Genomic DNA, 16,623 nt, shown 5'->3' with positions numbered 1-16,623 from the left:
GGTCCTGACTGAGCCGGTGCGAACGCAGCGGCGCATGCCGCAGCATCTTGGCCAGCACCGCCTGCTTGGTACGGAGGAAGCCGACACGAGTTGCGAAAGCCCTGATGTTTCGCGTCCCGGAAACCACCAAGCGGTGCTCCACCGAGCCACTGGGCCGGGTGTAGTGGCGCCGACAGGCGATCACGCCGAACTCCGCGAGCAGTTCTTGGACCTCCCGAGTCAGACGCTCGCTGTAGCTGGTGTACTGGATGGTGAAGCTGCTGTTGGCGACGCGGACTCCGCCGTCGCCTTCGAAGAGGGCCATCAGGAAGGCCCGCTTGATACCCCACCCCCCTGCCCACACGAACTCCGGCACGAACTTGTCCCTCGCCTGGTGACCGATCAGCTCGGCGAGTGGACTCGCCCGGAAGGCTTCCATCCCGCCGGCGACGTCCTGGACGTCAAGTTCGTGTATGCGGCGACGGTCTCGGCGCGTGTGCCGGTCGCTGACGTAGCGTCGTCCACCCACGACCTGGTCGTAGGCATGCAGGACCTCGCCGAAGAAATGCTCATCGGTATTGCTGAATCCTGCCCGCGACTCGCTCGCGAAGCCTTCAGAGACCCAGGCGCCACCGAGCACGCCGAGCATGTATTCGCGAGCGGTGGGGACGACCTGGTTCCATGCGTTCCGCGCGACACAGACCACCGAGCCCGGCGTCACCTCATCGAGCCGACGCCACTGGAAGACAGGGACGCCCATCGGAGCTTCGAGGCAGAGAACCAGATGATTCTCACTACCACGGAGGGAGAATCCGGTCTCAGTCGTGATCCGGAGCGTCGGGTGGACGCCCGAGTTGAAGACCTTGTTGACGCGAACCGCTTTGCCGTCCTTGTCGAGGACTTCGAAATCGGCCTCCGCCTCGCTGTTCGGCGGCAGGCCGGCCACATCACCGATCCGTGGGCTGCTGCCATCGGCCAGGCGGATCCGGGTGTCACCCACGACGCAGTAGCGCGCCGCGGCCGGGCCGTCGTCCGGCGAGCCGAAGTTGCCGTGCCCGTCGATGAGCGGGACGTTGAGCGAGAAGTCCTGGGCCAGCCGTACCATCGCGTCGTAGATGGCGGTGTCGCCGTGCGGGTGGTACTTGCCCATTGCGTCGCCGACGATGCGGGCGCTCTTGACGTGGCCCCGGTCCGGCCGGTAGCCCTGCTCGTACATCGACCACAGGATGCGCCGGTGCACCGGCTTGAGCCCGTCGCGCGCGTCGGGCAGGGCTCGGGAGTGGATGACCGAGAACGCGTACTCCAGATAGGAGTCCGAGACCTCGGTGACCAGCGGGTTGTCGAAGACCCGGGCGCCGGCCTGGTCGAAGGCGGCCAGATCCGCCTTCGCGCGGTCGTCCTTGCGGCGTGCCATGGTGCGGTTTCCTTCCGAAACGAACCCGGTGGTCAGGCGTCGATGGCGTCGCGGTCGACCCGGTCGGCGGAGTCGATCAGCCAGTTGCGGCGGGGCTCGACCTTCTCCCCCATGAGCAGTTCGAGGATCCGCTCGGCGGCGTCGACGTCGTCGAGCGTGATGCGGCGGACCGCCCGGGTGGCCGGGTTCATGGTGGTCTCCCACAGCTCGTCGGCGTCCATCTCACCGAGGCCCTTGAAGCGCGGGATCGGCGTGACGATCTGCTTGCCGGCCTTCTCCAGCTTGCGGACCGTCGCCTCCATCTCGGCCTGGGTGTAGGTGTAGACGGTCTGCGCGTTGCGGCCCTTCGTGGTGATCTTGTGCAGGGGTGGCATCGCCGCGTAGAGCCGCCCGGCCTCGATCAGCGGCCGCATGTACCGGGCGAACAACGTGATCAGCAGCGTACGGATGTGCGCGCCGTCGACGTCCGCGTCGGCCATGATGAGCACCCGGCCGTACCGCAGGGCGGACAGGTCGAACGTCCGCCCGGAGCCGGCGCCGAGCACCTGCACGATCGCGGCGCACTCGGCGTTGTCCAGCACCTGCTGGAGGTTGGCCTTCTGCACGTTGAGGATCTTGCCGCGGATCGGTAGCAGCGCCTGGTATTCCGAGGAGCGGGCCATGCGGCTCGTTCCCAGCGCGCTGTCGCCCTCCACGATGAACAGCTCGCTGCGCTCCACGCCGGTGGCCCGGCAGTCGACCAGCTTGGCCGGCATGGCCGCGCCCTCCAGCGCGGTCTTGCGGCGGGCGGCGTCCTTCTGCTGCTTCTGGGTCAGGCGCACCCGGGCGGCGTCGACGATCTTCTGGAGCACCGTACGGGCCTCGGCCTTGGTGCGCCGGTCGTCCAGCCAGCTCTTGAGGTGCGCCTCGACCAGGCCCTGGAGCACCTTGGTGATGCCGGCGGTGGACAGCTCGTCCTTGGTCTGCGAGGTGAACTGCGGCTCCGGGATGCGCACGTGCACCACGGCGGTCATGCCCTCCAGGACGTCGTCCAGGGTGGGCGCGTCCTCCTTGGGCTTGAGCAGACCGCGGGCGTTGCGGGCGGCGTCGGCGAGGGTACGCGCCAGCGCCCGCTCGAAGCCCTTGCGGTGGGTGCCGCCGTGGGCGTTGCGGATGGTGTTGGTGAAGCACTCGACGGTGCGCTCGTAGCCGGTGCCCCAGCGGAACGCCACCTCGACCTCGGCGCGGCGCTGCACGTTGGACTGCATGACGCCGTTGGCGTCGGCGGCATTCTCCCGGTAGGTGCCCTCGCCGGTGACCAGCAGCGTGCCGGAGACCGGCCGGTCGCCGGCCGGGGCGAGGTATTCCACCATGTCGGTCAGGCCGTTGGGGAAGTGGAAGCGCTCCTCGACGGGCTCCTCGCCGGTCTCGTCGAGCAGCCGGTAGGCCACGCCGGGGACGAGGAAGGCGGTGTTGCGCAGCTTGAGCCGGACCGCCTCGGTGTCGAGCGCGGCGCCGGTCTCGAAGTAGCGAGGGTCGTGCCACCAGCGGATCGAGGTGCCGGTGCGCTGCCCGCGCTTCATGGCGCCGACGATCTGCAGGCCGGGCCCGGGGGTGAACGCCGCGTCGGGGCCGGCTGCGTCGAAGACGCCCGGTACGCCGTGGCGGAACGACATCGCGTGGATCTTGCCGCCGCGCCGCACGGTGACGTCGAAGCGGCGGGACAGCGCGTTGACCGCGGAGGCGCCGACGCCGTGCAGGCCGCCGGAGGTCTTGTAGCCGGAGCCGCCGAACTTGCCGCCCGCGTGCAGGCGGGTGAGCACCAGCTCGACGCCGGAGATGCCGGACTTGGCGTGCACGTCGGTGGGGATGCCCCGGCCGTCGTCGTCGACCTGGACCGACCCGTCGGCGTGCAGGATCACGTCGACAGTGGTGGCGTGACCCGCGACACCCTCGTCTGTCGAGTTGTCGAGGATCTCGTTGACGAGGTGACCCACGCCACGGCTGTCGGTCGAGCCGATGTACATGCCGGGGCGCTTGCGGACGGCGTCGAGGCCCTCCAGGTGCGTCAGGTCGTCGGCCCCGTAGAGGGTCTCAGGCTGTGCGGTCAACTGGTCGTACTCCCAGGTCTCGGCGGTGTGGTGCCGTTCACCGTGTGACTCCCCCACGATGATCGCCGGGCGCGGCGCGCCGGAGCGAGCCTAGCCGGATGCCCTGACAGGTCGGCGGTACCGGGGCGGTGCGTTGCGCGATCGACCTCGCGTCCGGGTCCGCGCCGCCGCCGCGTACGGCGGCCCGGCGGGCGGACGGGGCGTCCAGGCGGCACAACGATCCGCACACCCGATGTCTTCCCCGACGGAGGTTCCCAGGTGTCAGGGCATTGACGTCCGTCACACGCGCGTGATCTGATCGCCATCCCAAAGAATCTTTCACATTTCGATGTCTGGGAGGTCGGGCATGTCCGTGTTCCGTCGTTCCGTGCTCGCGGCGGCGCTGGCGCTCGCCGCTGTGGCGTTACCCGCCGCAGCGGCGCCCGCCCGGCCGGCCGCCGCCGCGCTGCCCACCGCCGCGGTGGCGCTGGGTGACAGCTTCATCAGCGGCGAGGGCGCCGGGGCGTACGCGCCGGTGGTGGACGTCAACGGGGTGGCCCAGGGCTTCCCTGGCTGGTCCGCCGCCAACGCCAACGCCTACTTCTGCCACCGCTCGCCCAACGCGTCGCTGTTCCAGGCCGACCTGCCGGGCATCTCCGCGCGGTTCAACCTGGCCTGCTCGGGCGGGCAGCCGTACGACATCGCCGGCGCCTCGGCCGCCCGGGCCAAGGGACGGCAGGTGGCCGCCCAGCTCGACCAGCTCCGGACGGTGGCGCGGACCCACGACATCGACCTGGTGCTCGTCGGCCTCGGCTCGAACAACAGCTCGTTCACCTTCGGCAGCGTGGCGGAGAAGTGCGCCAACCGGTTCATCGCCGACGCCTGGACCGGCTGGTGGGAGTTCTGGGCGTACCTGGGCGGGCCGGTGGAGCAGAAGCCGTGCACGGACGCCGACCTCGGCACGGCCGCGCAGTTCGCCGCCGCGACCGCGGAGACCACCACGGCGCTGCGGCAACTGCTCACCACGCTCGACGAGATCGACGCCGACGGCCAGCACCGGGTGGTGTTCCAGGACTACACCAATCCGCTGCCGCCGGAGCTGGACCAGAGCTACTGGACCGAGGACAGCCGGGACGACACCCGGGACAAGTTCCGCGCGCTCGGGGCCGAGCGGTACGCGGCCGGCTGCCCGATCCACCGGGCCAGCCTGGCGCCCGGGCACCGTTTCTCGCAGGGACTCGGCACGCTGGTCAGCTCGGTGCGCGGCACGCTCGCCGGTGAGTTCCCGCAGGACGACCTGGTCTACCTGAACGTGCAGCGCGCGTTCGACGGGGCCCGGCTCTGCGAGTCGACAGGCAGCCCGGGCAACGCCCTGGCCACGCCGATCCGGCTGATGGACGGCCCGACCGGCACGTTCGTCACCAGCCTCTCCGGGTACGACAAGCTCGACATCCAGCGGATCGCCAACGCCTGCGGCACGTACTTCCAGACCTGCCAGGAGTCGTGGCACCCGAACGCGGCCGGACACAAGGTGCTCGGCCGGTGCCTGGCCGGCGCGGCGGCGACCGGGGCCCGCGCGGTCTCCTGCGTCCGCGCGTCGGACGGCACGGTGCGGGTGAGCTGACAGCGACGTCCGGCGCCCCCGCAGCCCGGGGGCGCCGGACCGAGCCCGGCCGGAACGCGGGGCCGGGCCCGGTCCGGCCGAGTCAGGCCCGGATCGCGGTGCCGAGCACGTGCGGCGACGCCGGCGCCGGCAGCCCGGTCGGCGGGAAGCGGAACCGGTCCAGCCGGGTCACCGTGAACCCGGCCGCCCCGATTGCGGCCACCGTGTCCCGGGCGGTGTGGCAGCCGGCGCAGAACAGCGGCCAGAGCGTGGCGTCGGCGAGGCGCTGGGCCCGGCGCAGGCCCGGCGTCTGCGCCACCACGTGTTCGTAGAAGCGCAGCTCGCCGCCGGGCCGCAGCACCCGGCGCGCCTCGCGCAGCGCCAACGCCTGGTCCGGCACCGAGCAGAGCACCAGCGACAGCACCACCGCGTCGGCGGCGGCGTCGGCGACCGGCAGTTCCTCGGCCAGTCCGGCGGCGATTGTGACCGGCACCGGGGCGGTGGGCGCGGCGGCGCGGGCCAGCGCGCGCAGGCGCGGTTCCGGCTCGACGGCGACCACCCGGCTCACCCCCGACGGGTAGTGCGTCAGGTTGCGCCCGTTGCCGGCGCCGACCTCGACCACCCGGCCGCTCAGCCCGGCGACCAGACGGCGGCGGTGCTCCGCCATGCCGGCCTGGTCCATGGCGACGCTGGCGCGGGCGAAGAGCCGGGCGAAGATCGGGTGGGAGACGGCCATCAGCGACCGGCCGGTGGGGCGCCGAGGCTGAGCAGGAGCGGGCCGGCGGATCCGTCCACGAGGGCACCGAGGCGTACCCCGTCGAGCACGGCGAGGAAGGCGGCCTGCGCGCGGCGCAGTTCACCGCGCAGCCGGCACTCGGCGATCAGCGGGCAGGCCGGCTGCGCGCAGTTGACCACCTCGCCGTCGCCCTCGAAGGCGCGGACCACCTGGCCGACGGTGAGGTCACCGGCGTGTTCGGCGAAGGCGACGCCGCCGGAGCGGCCCCGGATGGTCACCAGGACGCCGATGCGTTGCAGCCGCTGCACCACCTTGGCGACGTGGCTGCGGGGCAGCGCGAGCCGGGTGGCGAGTTCGTCGACTGTGGCCCGGACCGGGGACGCGGCGGTGAGCATGGCGATCCGCAACGCCATGTCGGTCGACCGGTTGAGCCTCACGCACCGACCCTAGCCATTCGGTGCCGTCCGCGACACAAGCAGATTCACGGTGACCCATGCCACCGCGCTCCCGGGACCTTCGACCCTAAAAGAGGACTCCAAGAATCCTGTTTTGTGGGGATCGACCTGTTCGAGCCCCGGAAGGAGATTCGGTAGTGCTCACGGAATCCTCAGCAGCTGTCGTGACCGCCACCCTGCCCGTCGTACGGGCACACGGCGAGGCCATCACCGGCCGCTTCTACCAGCGGATGTTCGACGCCCACCCGGACCTGCTGGACCTGTTCAACCGGGGCAACCAGGCCACCGGGGCGCAGAAGGCCGCCCTCGCCTCGGCGGTGGTCGCGTACGCGGCCCACCTGACCGGCGACACCGGCATGCCATGGGGGCCGGTCCTGGACCGGATCGCGCACAAGCACGCCTCGCTCGGCATCACCGCCACCCAGTACCCGATCGTCGGCCGGCACCTGCTCGCCGCCGTCGGCGAGGTGCTCGGCGACGCCGTCACCCCGGAGGTGGCCGCCGCCTGGGACGAGGTCTACTGGCTGCTGGCCTGCGAGCTGATCGCCCGCGAGGCGCGGCTCTACGCCGGCGCCGGCGTGCCCGAGGGCGGCCCGGTGTGGCGGGACTGGCGGGTGACCGGCCGGGCCCGGGAGAGCGCCGACGTCGTCTCGCTCACCCTCGCGCCGGCCGACGGCGGCGCCGCGCCCGGCTTCACCCCCGGCCGGTACGTCTCGGTCGCTGTCGACCTGGACGGCGGCCGGGGGCAGCAGATCCGCCAGTACAGCCTCTCCGGCCGCCCCGGCGCGCAGGAGTGGCGGATCACCGTGAAGCGGGTACGCGGCGCGGGCGGCGCGCCCGACGGGATGGTCTCCGGTCACCTGCACGAGCGGGTCGCGGTCGGCGACACGCTGCGGCTCAGCCCGGCGTTCGGCGAGGTGGACGCGGCCGGCGGCGACGGACCGCTGCTGCTGGTCAGCGCCGGCATCGGGCTCACCCCGGCGATGGCGGCGCTGGCCCACCTGGCCGACCGGGACCCCGGGCGACGGGTGACGCTGGCGCACGCCGACCGCGCCGCCGAGGCGCACGCGCTGCGCCAGGAGCTGCCCGCGCTGCAGCAGCGGCTGCCGAACCTGGCCGTCCGCCTCTGGTATCTCGACGCCGCCGGAGCCGACCTGCCGGGCCTGAAGGCGGAGGTGTCCGCCGGGCTGATCGACCCGGACCGCGTCCCGCTGCCCGCCGGGGTGACCGCGCACCTGTGCGGCCCGGTCGCGTTCATGAACCTGGTCCGGGCCAACCTGCTGCGCCGGGGTGTGCCGGACGAGCAGATCGCCTACGAGGTGTTCGGCCCCGGGATGCTGCCGGGCTGACGGCCCGAGGCCAAACAGGACTCCGCGGAACCGTTTTCGGTACCGGGACGCGCGTCGATGCCCTGGCCAGGGCCGGGAGCCTCCACAGCGGAGGAGGCGGGCCCGCGGAGAAGTCGACGATCTCCTGGTTAGGGGCGCAAGCCGAGGGTACGGGTCCTCCATGCGCATCGACACGCCCGTGGAGGCGGCGCGCCGGCTGACCGAGGACGCCGACGCCGCGTACCGACTCGGCGCACGGGCACGCGAGGTGGCGAAGGAGCGGTCCGGTCCGGACCGCTCCTCGCCGAGTGGGGCCGGATCCTGGAGGACGAGAACATGCGCATCGCGATGATTTCCCAGCACGCCAGCCCGCTCGCCGCCCCCGGCGGGGAGGACACGGGCGGCCAGAACACGCACGTGGCGGAACTCGCGTCCGCGCTCACCGTTGCCGGCCACGACGTCCGCGTCTACACCCGCCGTGACTCCCCCGCGCTGCCCGAGGCGGTCGACGCGCCGGAGGGCTACCAGGTGTGCCACGTGCCGGCCGGTCCCGCGCACCGGGTGCCGAAGGACGACCTGCTGCCGTACACGGGCGAGTTCGGGAGCCGGCTGGCCGACACCTGGCGGCGCGGCGGCTGGACCCCGGACGTGGCGCACGCGCACTTCTGGATGAGCGGGCTGGCCACCGTGCACGCGAGCCGTCGCACCGGCGTGCCGACCGTGTTGACGTACCACTCGCTCGGCGCGGTCAAGCGTCGCCACCAGGGCGTGCGGGACACCAGTCCCCCGGGGCGCGCCGGCTACGAGCGGGCGCTCGGCCGGGCCGCGGACCGGATCGTCGTGCAGTGCTCCGACGAGGTCGCCGAACTGGTCCGGATGGGCGTACCCCGGTCCCGGATGGCCCTCGTGCCGTCCGGCGTCAACGAGGCGGTGTTCCGCCCGGACGGCCCGGTCGCGCCCCGCGACCCGGTCCGCCCTCGCATCCTCACTGTCGGGCGGATGGTCGAACGCAAGGGCTTCCTGGACGTGGTCCGGGCGCTACCAGCGGTGCCGGACGCGGAGTGCGTGGTGGTCGGCGGCCCACCGGCCCACCTGCTGCCCGCCGACACGTTCGCCCGCCGGCTGTCAGCGCTCGCCGACTCGTGCGGCGTGGCCGACCGGGTACGGCTGCTCGGCGGCGTGCCGCGCGAGGAGATGGCCGCCTGGTACCGGTCGGCGGACGTGCTCGTGGCCGCCCCCTGGTACGAGCCGTTCGGGCTCACCCCGCTGGAGGGCATGGCCTGCGGCGTGCCGGTGATCGGCACGAACGTGGGCGGCATCGCCGACAGCGTGGTGGACGGGCTCACCGGCGACCTGGTGCCGCCGCGTGACCCCCGCGCGCTCGGCACCGCGCTGCGCCGGCTGCTCGGCGACAACGTGCGCCGGTTCACGTACGCCACCGCCGCGCTCGACCGCGTCCGCAGCCGGTACTCCTGGAGGCGCTGCGCGGAGCAGCTCGTCGCCGTCTACGGCGCGCTGACGAACGCGGCCCGGCCCGCACCGGCGGTGGCGTGAGGCCGCGCACGTGTGCCGGCGCAACGGGTCCGGCCACCCTTGCTACCCACCGGTAAGGTCCGGGCCGTACCCTGATCCGGGTGAGCGGGGACTACACCCAGGAGTTCGTGGACGTCGACGGCGCGCGCCTCGGCGTGCAGATCTACCCGGAGCCGGCCGGTCCGCCCGGCGCGCCGGTGGTGCTGATCTGGCCGGCCATGGGCGTGCGCGCCCGCTACTACCGGCCGTTCGCCGCCGCGCTGCGTGACGCCGGGCTGGCGGTGATCGTGGCCGACCTGCGCGGCACCGGCGAGAGCACCCCGGCGCCGTCGCGCGCCTGCCGGTACGGCTACCAGGAGATGGCCGCCGACGTCGGCGCCGTGCTCGACGCGCTCAAGCCCCGGCTGGACGGGCGGACCCGGCTGCTGCTCGGGCACTCCCTCGGCGGCCAGGTGGCGGTGCTGCACCAGGCGCTGCACGACGCCGACCGGGTGGACGGGCTGGCCCTGGTGGCGGTGGGGCTGCCGTGGTGGCGGCGGTACCCGGGCCTGCGCGGGTGGGGCGTGCTGCCGTACACCCAGGGGATCGCCGCGACGGCGCGGCTGCTCGGCGTCTGGCCCGGCTGGGGTTTCGGCGGCCGGCAGGCCGCCGGCGTGATCCGCGACTGGGCGCACACCGCCCGCACCGGCCGGTTCCCGGCGCTGGACGGCGTGGACACGGAGACCGCCGTGCGGCGGATCGGCACCCCGGTGCTCGCCGTCAGCGTCGACGACGACCAGTACACGCCGCACGAGACGCTCGACCACCTCTGCGAGAAGCTGGCCGAGGCCCCGGTGACGCGGCACCGCTACACGGTCGCCGAGGCGGGCGCGCCGCTGGACCACTTCACCTGGGTACGCGCGTCGGCGCCGCTGGCCGCCCGGATCGCCGCGTTCGCGGGCACGCTCCCCCGCCGCTGAGCCACGCCCGGGCGTGAGTCGCCCGATCGTGGGTATGCCGCACCGCCCGAACACGGCGGAGGGGGATCTGATGTCAGAACGGCACACCACGCTGCGCTCGATGCACGACCTGGGCCTGGCGGCCTGGTTCGGCGGTTCCCTGATGGGGGCGCTCGGCGTCAACGGCGCGGCGGCACGGATCAACGACACGACCCAGCGGCTGCCGGTGGCCTCGGCCGGCTGGGCACGATGGACGCCGGTCAACGCGGCGGCGATCGGGGCCCACCTGGCCGGCGCGGTCGGCGAGCTGGTCACCGAGAGCCCGCGGATGGCCCGCCAGGCGGGCGTGGGGAAGATCAGCGCGGTGAAGACCGCGCTGACGCTCGGCGCGCTGGCGGTGACCGGTTACAGCCGGATGGTCGGCAGGCGGCTGGAACGGGCCGGCGGTCCGCCGGTCGAGGGGATTACCGAGCCGAACCACCACACACCGGCGAACGTCGCGGCCAGCCAGCGGCAGATGAAGCTGCTCCAGTGGGCGGTGCCGGCGATGACCGGCGCGCTGGTCGTGGTGTCGGCGTACATGGGTGAGCAGCAGAAGCCGGGGCAGGTGTTCCGGGGCATGCTGGACCGCGCGGGCGGCATCATGTCCGCGCCGAAGAACATCGGCAAGGTCGCCGCCGTCGGCGCGGCCGGCCGTCATCTGGTCGGGGCCGCCCGCTGACCACCGCGCGGCCGACGGCCCACATCGGGGTGGGCCGTCGGCCGCGCGGTGCCCCGGGACCGGACCGGCCACGCCGGTGGCCAGCAGCCAAGGTGAGGTGACCATGACCAGCAGGGACCGCACGGGTACGGGCGACGGGCGCGGGCCGGAGTCGGCCGCGCCGTGGGGCACCACCGGCGGCTTCGACGCCGACGCGCCGTGGGGCACCACCGGCGGCTTCGACGCCGACGCGCCGTGGGGCGCGGGTGACGACGACCCGATGGACGAGGGCAGCGAGGAGACGGCAGTGCCCGAGGGGCGGCTCGGTGAGCGCCGGGCGGCCGGTGCCGGACCGGGCGGGCCGAAGGCGGGCCGGCACGGGTTCGGCACCGTCGAGCCGACCCGGACGCCGGAGGCCGGACCGGGCGCTCCGCCGGATCCGGCCCCGTCGGCGCGGACGTTCCCGGACGGCCGCGCCGACGGCGACCTCGGTGACAACGCGCTGGAGGAGGCGACCGGGATGCGCCCGGAGACCCGCCCCTGAGCGCGGCCGTCAGGAGCCGGTGCCGTCCTCGCCCGGCCGGCCCGGCGCCGACGGCTCGTTGTCCGGCACCGGCGACTCCGCCACCGGATGCCCGGTGTCGTCCACCAGGCCCGGCGCCATGCTGCCGCCGTGCGCCTCCTCGGCCTCCCGGGTCGCCCGCGGGTCCCGCTCGTCCTCGCCGCGCCGCTGCTCCACTGATCCCCCTTCGTGGTCGTCCACGAACCCGGCGGTACCCGGGAGGAAGCCGGGAAAACCTCAGGCGCGCGCGGCGGCGGCCGCCACGCCGAGCAGGTCGGCCAGGCTCGCGGCATCGCGCTGGGCCTGGTCGCCGCAGCAGTTGTTCATCAGCACGTGCAGCTCGGCGCACTGGCCGGCCAGTTCGCGCAGCAGCACCGACCAGTGCCGCAGCTCCCGCTCGCCGTACGCGTAGCGGAACCGCTCCTGCTTGTCCCCGCTCTCCCAGGCCGTGCTGTGCCCGTGGAACCGGATCACGGCCAGGTCGGTGGTGGCGACCAGGATCGGCGGCACCGAGGAGACGTGCCCCTGCGGCATGTCCACGCAGGCGTACCCGAGGTCGTTCTCGCGCAGGAACGTCACGGTGTCGGCCATCGCGTCCTCGGTGAACCAGGAGGAGTGCCGCAGCTCGACGGTGACCGGCCAGGGGCGGCAGCGCCGCGCGGCGTCCAGGATCCGCCGCCGGGCCGCGTCGGTGCGGGCCAGCCAGGGCGGGAACTGCAACAGCACGGCGCCGAGCCGGTCGGCCGCCGCGAGCGGCGCCAGCGCCGCGTGGAACCGGTCCCACAGCTCGTCGTACGCCCCGGCGGGCAGGTCGCGCCACCGGACCCGGTTCGGGCCGCCGGCCGGGCGCAGGTCCTTGGGCAGCGCGTCGACCGGGGTGTGGTGGCCGGTGAAGAGGCGGAACGCCTTGACGTCGAAGGTGAAGCCGGGCGGGGTGGCCGCCGCCCAGCCCGCCGTGGTCTCCGGCGCCGGCACCGCGTAGTACGACGTGTCCACCTCGACCAGGCCGAAACGCTCGGCGTAGAAGCCCAGCCGGCCGGCGGGCGTGTTGACCCCGCGCGGATACCACCCGGAGCGGACCAGCATCTGGTCGGCCCACGAGGACGTGCCCACCTTGATGACACCCATGTAATTCAGTTCACCGCGACCGCCGGACATCGGCAACCGGAGATGCGATCCGGGCCGTGGACCGGCACCGGGGTGACCGACCTCACCGGCGGTCCGCCGGGCGAAGTGTGACGCGGGGCGGGGTGGCGGCGCTGAGGGTCACGAGATGGACGCATCCGGCCTGGACCAGGAAACCGTCGAGCGGCTGCTCGCCGGCCGACCCGGCGACACGTCGTCCGCTCCGCCGGGGCTGATGGCCGTACTGGCCGCCGTCCGGACCGCGCCCGGCACGGGCGAACTCGACGGGGAGGCGGCAGCGGTCGCGGCGTTCCGGAAGGCCCGGCGCGCACGCCGTCGCCGCCGCGTCCGTTTCGGTGTCCGGGTGGCCGTGTCCGCGCTCGCCGCATCCCTCACCAGCGGCGTCGCGCTCGCCGCGACCGGGAACCTGCCGCACGCCGCGCGCCCGGCGGCGCCGCCGGTCGGCACCGCGCCGCCCGCGCCGTCGGCCCGCCCGGCCCTGCCGGCCGTCTCACCGGCGACCCGGGCGCCGCAGCAGTCCGCGCCGCCCGGCCTCTGCGTCGCGTACCGGGCCCTCGTCGAAGCGGACCGGGGACGCGCCCTGGCCACACCCGCGTTCAGCGACCTCGTCGCCGCGGCCGGGGGCCGCGAGCGCGTGCCGGACTACTGCGCCACGCTGCTGGGCGACGACGACCCGCCGGGGAAGGCCCACGGCGGGCGGGGCGGCGGCAGATCCGTTCATCCGGTCCAGCCGTCCGGTGTCCCGCCGGGCACGGACGTCCTCCCGCCGGGGCAGGCGAAGCGGCCCTCCGGCACCCCGCCCGGGCGGCGTACCGGCTGACGACCGGCTGGTAGCTTCTGCCCCCGTGACCCCCCGGCGTCGCCGACTGGCGATCCCCCTCCGCCTCGCAGTGGTGCTCGCCGTGGTGGCAGGCGTCGTGCTCACCGCGCTCGGCCCGGCCACCGTGACCGGCCTGCTGCCGTACTTCACCATCCAGAGCAACGTGGCGGTCGGCGTCCTCGCCGGCTACGCCGCCTGGTGCGCGCTGCGCGGCCGGGCGGAGCCGCCGAGCGTCCTCAAGGGAGCGGTGACCCTCTACATCACCATCACCGGCACGGTCTACCACCTGGTGCTGGCCAACCCGGCCAGCCCGTTCGCCATGGCGCAGCCGGACCGGCAGCCGGGCGAGTGGTGGGGCAACCAGTTCCTGCACACAGTGGTGCCGCTGCTGGCGGTCGCCGACTGGGCGCTGTTCGACAGGCGCGGCCGGTTGCGCCCCCGCTACGCCGCCTGGTGGCTGGCGTTCCCGCTGGCGTACCTCGGGTTCGCGCTGGTACGCGGCCTGGTGGTGGACCGCTATCCGTACCCGTTCCTGGACGCGGGCCGCCTCGGGTACGACGGGGTGGCAGTGAGCGCGGTCGGGTTCGCCCTGGCGTTCTGGCTGCTGGGCCTGCTGTTCGTGGGCGTGGACCGGCTGCTCGCCCGGACCGGCCGGTCCGGGGCGCCGCAGTCCCCGCCGGCCGCGCCGCCGCCCACACCGGCGGATTCGCCGGCGCCGATCCGGCCGGCCTCGCGGGAGCCCACCGGCTCGGGCTGACCGCTGTCGGCCGGTCGGACGCGGCGCGGGCACGGCCGCGCCCGGGGGTGGGCGGGTCAGGCGGCCCGCCGCGCGTCCTCGCCCGCCCGCAGCCGCCGGCTCCTGCTGCGCTCCCGGCCGTAGGCGTCGGCCCGTCCCCACCGGCCCGGCACGTCCAGCAGCTCGATCCGCCCGTAACCGGCCGGGACCGCCGGGCTCACCAGCAGGTTGGGGCCACAGGGGCGCAGCCCCAGCATGGTCGAGAGCAGCATCAGCAGGCCCCCGGCGGCCCACGACTGCGGCCGCCCGGCGTCAGGCATCTGAACCGGGTACTTGGTGACCCCGCGCGGGTAGCCGGCGAAGGCCTCCGGGATCGAGCCGCCGAGCGTCTCCGCCGCCGCGAACATGCCGGCGGCGATGTCGCCCGCCTCCGCCTCGTAGCCGTACCGCCGCAGGCCCGCCGCGACGATCGCGTTGTCCCACGGCCAGACCGCGCCGAGATGCGCGCCCACCGGGTTGTACGGCGTCTGCCCCTGGGCGTAGGTGCGTACGCCCCAGCCGGAGTACAGGTCCGGTCCGCACAGGTGCCCGGCCAGCGAGTCGGCGCGTTCCGGCTCGACGATGCCGCTCCACAGCAGGTGGCCGAGGTGGGAGGTGAGCGCGTCGACGGGCTCGCCGTCCGGGGTGAGGGCCAGCGCGTAGTAGCCCCGGTTCGGCAGCCAGAAGTCCCTGTCGAACCGCTCCCGCAGCCGTGCCGCGTCGGCCTCCAGCCGGTCGGCGTAGCCCGGGTCGCCCCAGAACTCCCGGGCCAGCCGGGCGCCCCGGATCCGCGCGTCGTACGCGTACCCCTGAAGCTCGCAGGTGGCCCGCGGGTGCGGCGGCACGACGCCGTGCCGGTCGACCACCGAGTCCGGGGAGTTGCGCCAGGTCTGGTTGATCACCCCGCTCGCCGTGTTGCGCGGGTGGTAGCGCAGGTAGCCGTCACCGCACAGGTCGCCGTAGCGGGTCAGCCAGTCCAGCGCCATGCGGGCCGGATGACGCAACTCGTGGACCAGGTCGACGTCGCCGGTCCACCGCTCGTACTCGTCGAGCAGGATCACGAACAGCGGCGTGGTGTCCGCCGCGCCGTAGTAGAGCGCGGTGGGCTGCTCGTCGAACGCGGCCGCCTCGCCGTACCGCAGCTCGGCGAGGATCTTGCCGGGCTCCTCCTCGCGCAGGTCGTCGAGCCGGCCGCCCTGCAACATGGCCAGCATGTGCAGCGTGGCCGGGGTCAGCTCGGGCGTGAACGGGAGGGTCTGGAGGCAGGTGATCAGCGCGTCCCGCCCGTACAGCGTCATCGCCCAGGGCAGCCCGCCGACCGGCACCTGGTCGACGTACGCCAGCGGCGTGTACCGCAGCGCGGCCAGGTCGCTCAGCGCCTGCCGGTACGCGGCGGTCAGCGCCGGCCGGTCGGTGACCAGGTGCGGCGCCCGGTCGAACCAGCGCCGCATGTCCTCGCGCATGTCCTGCCGGACCTGCTCGCGGTGGGAGTCGATGTTCGCCCGCAGGTCCCGTCCCCGGGCCCCCTTGATGATCATGGCGACGTGCAGGTCGACGTGCCATGTGTCCTGCGGCTCGACGCGGATCCGGAAGGTCATCCCGTTCCGGTCCACCTGCGCCGGGGCCGAGCTGGAGACGCACGTCTCCCGGGTGAACCGCCCGCGCTCGTACCGGATCCGCAACCGCTGCCCGGCCGGGTCGGTGATGATCGTCGGACGGCGCGGGCCGGGACGCAGGATCTCGGAGGTGTCGGCGAAGTCGCTGCCCATCTCCAGCCGCACCGTGTACTCGGCGGGCTCGGGTGAGTGGTTGAGCACCGTGATGCTCTCGTGGTACGCCTCGTCGATGAAGCGGTGCCGGATCACCGACACGTCCGCGTCCACGTAATGGCTGGCCGCGCCGGGCACCAGCACGAAACGCGTCTCGAAGTAGGTCAGGTCGTCGCGGGACAAGGCGTGCAGCCGCTCCCCGTCGACGGTGAGCACCCAGTGGCTGAGGAACCGGGTGTCGAAGGAGAAGAGGCCGATCGGAGCGCTGGGGTCGATCTCCATGTCGCCCTGCGCGTCACTCACCGCGAAGGCGTTTCCGGCGAGGACGTGGACCAGCTCCTGCTTCATCGGGCCACCGCCTGCCCGGCCGCCTCCCGGGGATGCCGGGCGTCCGGGTGCCCGGGGAAGATCCGGCGCAGCGCCATCAGCAGCTTGAGGTCACCCTCCACGGCGATGTCGTTGCGCAGCAGCGCGGCGGCCGGATGCAGGAGGCCCGCCGCCATCCGGTCGAACACCTCCCGGTCCGCGCGGACCACCAGGTCCGCGTCCTCGGAGAGCCGGTCCACCCGGACGTCCTGACGGTCGATGGTCAGGTACCAGTGCTCGGTGCGGCCGTCGTCGTGCAGGTCCAGCCGAATGGTGCCGCAGGTGGTCTCGGGCAGCTCCGGGTTCCGGCCGGCGGCTTCCCGGGCCAGGTGTTCCGCGGCCGAGACGCTCATCGGGCCTCCTCGTCGGTCGTCGCGGCCACCCGCCTGACGGCGCCGCCCGTGCCGCGAGGATCCCCGTGCCCCGGGTG

Annotated in this window: 15 protein-coding genes and 2 pseudogenes; 8 read left to right on the top strand and 9 right to left on the bottom strand. The window is 73.9% G+C overall.

All coding sequences use genetic code 11. The features are described from left to right. Nucleotides 1-91: 91 nt before the first annotated feature. The 3 genes and pseudogenes from MicB006_RS32855 to MicB006_RS25630 form a co-directional block, all read right to left on the bottom strand. A pseudogene (locus tag MicB006_RS32855) lies at nt 92-925 on the bottom strand (LAGLIDADG family homing endonuclease); the annotation flags it as partial. Between the two features lie 56 nt (nt 926-981). Beyond that, nucleotides 982-1,393, bottom strand: a pseudogene (locus MicB006_RS32850) (DNA gyrase subunit A); the annotation flags it as partial. Nucleotides 1,394-1,425: 32 nt separating this feature from the next. After that, entirely contained in the window at nt 1,426-3,540 is a 2,115-nt protein-coding gene (locus MicB006_RS25630) for a type IIA DNA topoisomerase subunit B (RefSeq protein WP_192900134.1), read from the bottom strand. Nucleotides 3,541-3,829: 289 nt separating this feature from the next. Here MicB006_RS25630 and MicB006_RS25625 point away from each other — a divergent pair, with 289 nt between their 5' ends. Next, nucleotides 3,830-5,086 carry a hypothetical protein gene (locus MicB006_RS25625; protein WP_116509555.1) on the top strand — a complete coding sequence of 419 codons (1,257 nt, stop codon included), beginning with the start codon at nt 3,830-3,832 and terminating at the stop codon, nt 5,084-5,086. 82 nt (nt 5,087-5,168) lie between these two features. Here the strand turns inward: MicB006_RS25625 and MicB006_RS25620 are convergent, their stop codons facing one another. Both MicB006_RS25620 and MicB006_RS25615 read right to left on the bottom strand, forming a co-directional pair. Beyond that, nucleotides 5,169-5,801, bottom strand: a complete 633-nt coding sequence (locus MicB006_RS25620; RefSeq protein WP_116509554.1) for a methyltransferase domain-containing protein — start codon at nt 5,799-5,801, stop codon at nt 5,169-5,171. Continuing rightward, a complete protein-coding gene (locus MicB006_RS25615; protein ID WP_116509552.1) occupies nt 5,801-6,238 on the bottom strand; it encodes an Rrf2 family transcriptional regulator in 438 nt (145 codons plus the stop codon). The genes MicB006_RS25620 and MicB006_RS25615 overlap by 1 nt, the downstream gene beginning before the upstream one ends. A 155-nt stretch (nt 6,239-6,393) precedes the next feature. Here MicB006_RS25615 and MicB006_RS25610 point away from each other — a divergent pair, with 155 nt between their 5' ends. The 5 genes from MicB006_RS25610 to MicB006_RS25590 all read left to right on the top strand — a co-directional run bounded on the left by MicB006_RS25610 (nt 6,394) and on the right by MicB006_RS25590 (nt 11,299). Next, complete coding sequence (locus MicB006_RS25610) at nt 6,394-7,605, top strand: globin domain-containing protein (RefSeq protein ID WP_116509551.1); 1,212 nt, start codon at nt 6,394-6,396, stop codon at nt 7,603-7,605. Nucleotides 7,606-7,920: 315 nt separating this feature from the next. Further along, on the top strand, nt 7,921-9,138 hold the full coding sequence (locus tag MicB006_RS25605; RefSeq protein ID WP_116509549.1) for a glycosyltransferase: 1,218 nt from the start codon (nt 7,921-7,923) through the stop codon (nt 9,136-9,138). An 80-nt stretch (nt 9,139-9,218) separates the two neighbouring features. Beyond that, nucleotides 9,219-10,076 carry an alpha/beta fold hydrolase gene (locus MicB006_RS25600; protein ID WP_116509548.1) on the top strand — a complete coding sequence of 286 codons (858 nt, stop codon included), beginning with the start codon at nt 9,219-9,221 and terminating at the stop codon, nt 10,074-10,076. A gap of 70 nt (nt 10,077-10,146) precedes the next feature. Then, on the top strand, nt 10,147-10,776 hold the full coding sequence (locus tag MicB006_RS25595; RefSeq protein ID WP_116511803.1) for a hypothetical protein: 630 nt from the start codon (nt 10,147-10,149) through the stop codon (nt 10,774-10,776). A gap of 103 nt (nt 10,777-10,879) precedes the next feature. After that, nucleotides 10,880-11,299, top strand: coding sequence for a hypothetical protein (locus MicB006_RS25590; RefSeq protein WP_116509547.1), 420 nt, complete (start codon nt 10,880-10,882; stop codon nt 11,297-11,299). Between the two features lie 9 nt (nt 11,300-11,308). On the opposite strand, the gene MicB006_RS25585 is transcribed toward MicB006_RS25590, so the two are convergent. Continuing rightward, nucleotides 11,309-11,518: a GTPase activator gene (locus tag MicB006_RS25585; RefSeq protein WP_073827448.1), complete on the bottom strand. Its 210-nt coding sequence runs from the start codon at nt 11,516-11,518 to the stop codon at nt 11,309-11,311. A gap of 36 nt (nt 11,519-11,554) precedes the next feature. After that, complete coding sequence (locus MicB006_RS25580; protein ID WP_116509545.1) at nt 11,555-12,445, bottom strand: DUF72 domain-containing protein; 891 nt, start codon at nt 12,443-12,445, stop codon at nt 11,555-11,557. Between the two features lie 145 nt (nt 12,446-12,590). On the opposite strand from MicB006_RS25580, the gene MicB006_RS25575 reads away from it, so the two are divergent. Together MicB006_RS25575 and MicB006_RS25570 are read left to right on the top strand one after the other, a co-directional pair. Then, entirely contained in the window at nt 12,591-13,283 is a 693-nt protein-coding gene (locus MicB006_RS25575) for a hypothetical protein (RefSeq protein WP_116509544.1), read from the top strand. Between the two features lie 25 nt (nt 13,284-13,308). Further along, nucleotides 13,309-14,040, top strand: coding sequence for a Pr6Pr family membrane protein (locus MicB006_RS25570; RefSeq protein ID WP_116509543.1), 732 nt, complete (start codon nt 13,309-13,311; stop codon nt 14,038-14,040). A gap of 56 nt (nt 14,041-14,096) precedes the next feature. Here MicB006_RS25570 and MicB006_RS25565 read toward each other — a convergent pair whose 3' ends face one another. Beyond that, the gene (locus tag MicB006_RS25565; protein ID WP_116509541.1) at nt 14,097-16,175 is read right to left on the bottom strand and encodes a glycogen debranching N-terminal domain-containing protein; all 2,079 of its coding nucleotides are present in this window, start codon (nt 16,173-16,175) and stop codon (nt 14,097-14,099) included. Next, nucleotides 16,172-16,546 (bottom strand): SCP2 sterol-binding domain-containing protein, encoded by a 375-nt coding sequence (locus tag MicB006_RS25560; protein WP_116509540.1) that lies wholly within the window; start codon nt 16,544-16,546, stop codon nt 16,172-16,174. The genes MicB006_RS25565 and MicB006_RS25560 overlap by 4 nt, the downstream gene beginning before the upstream one ends. Nucleotides 16,547-16,623: the final 77 nt, after the last annotated feature.

This window comes from Micromonospora sp. B006 (assembly GCF_003408515.1).
Taxonomy (GTDB): Bacteria; Actinomycetota; Actinomycetes; order Mycobacteriales; family Micromonosporaceae; genus Micromonospora; species Micromonospora echinospora_A.
The sequence above is the reverse complement of the archived record's forward strand: the minus strand, read 5'-3'. Positions and strand labels throughout refer to the sequence as shown.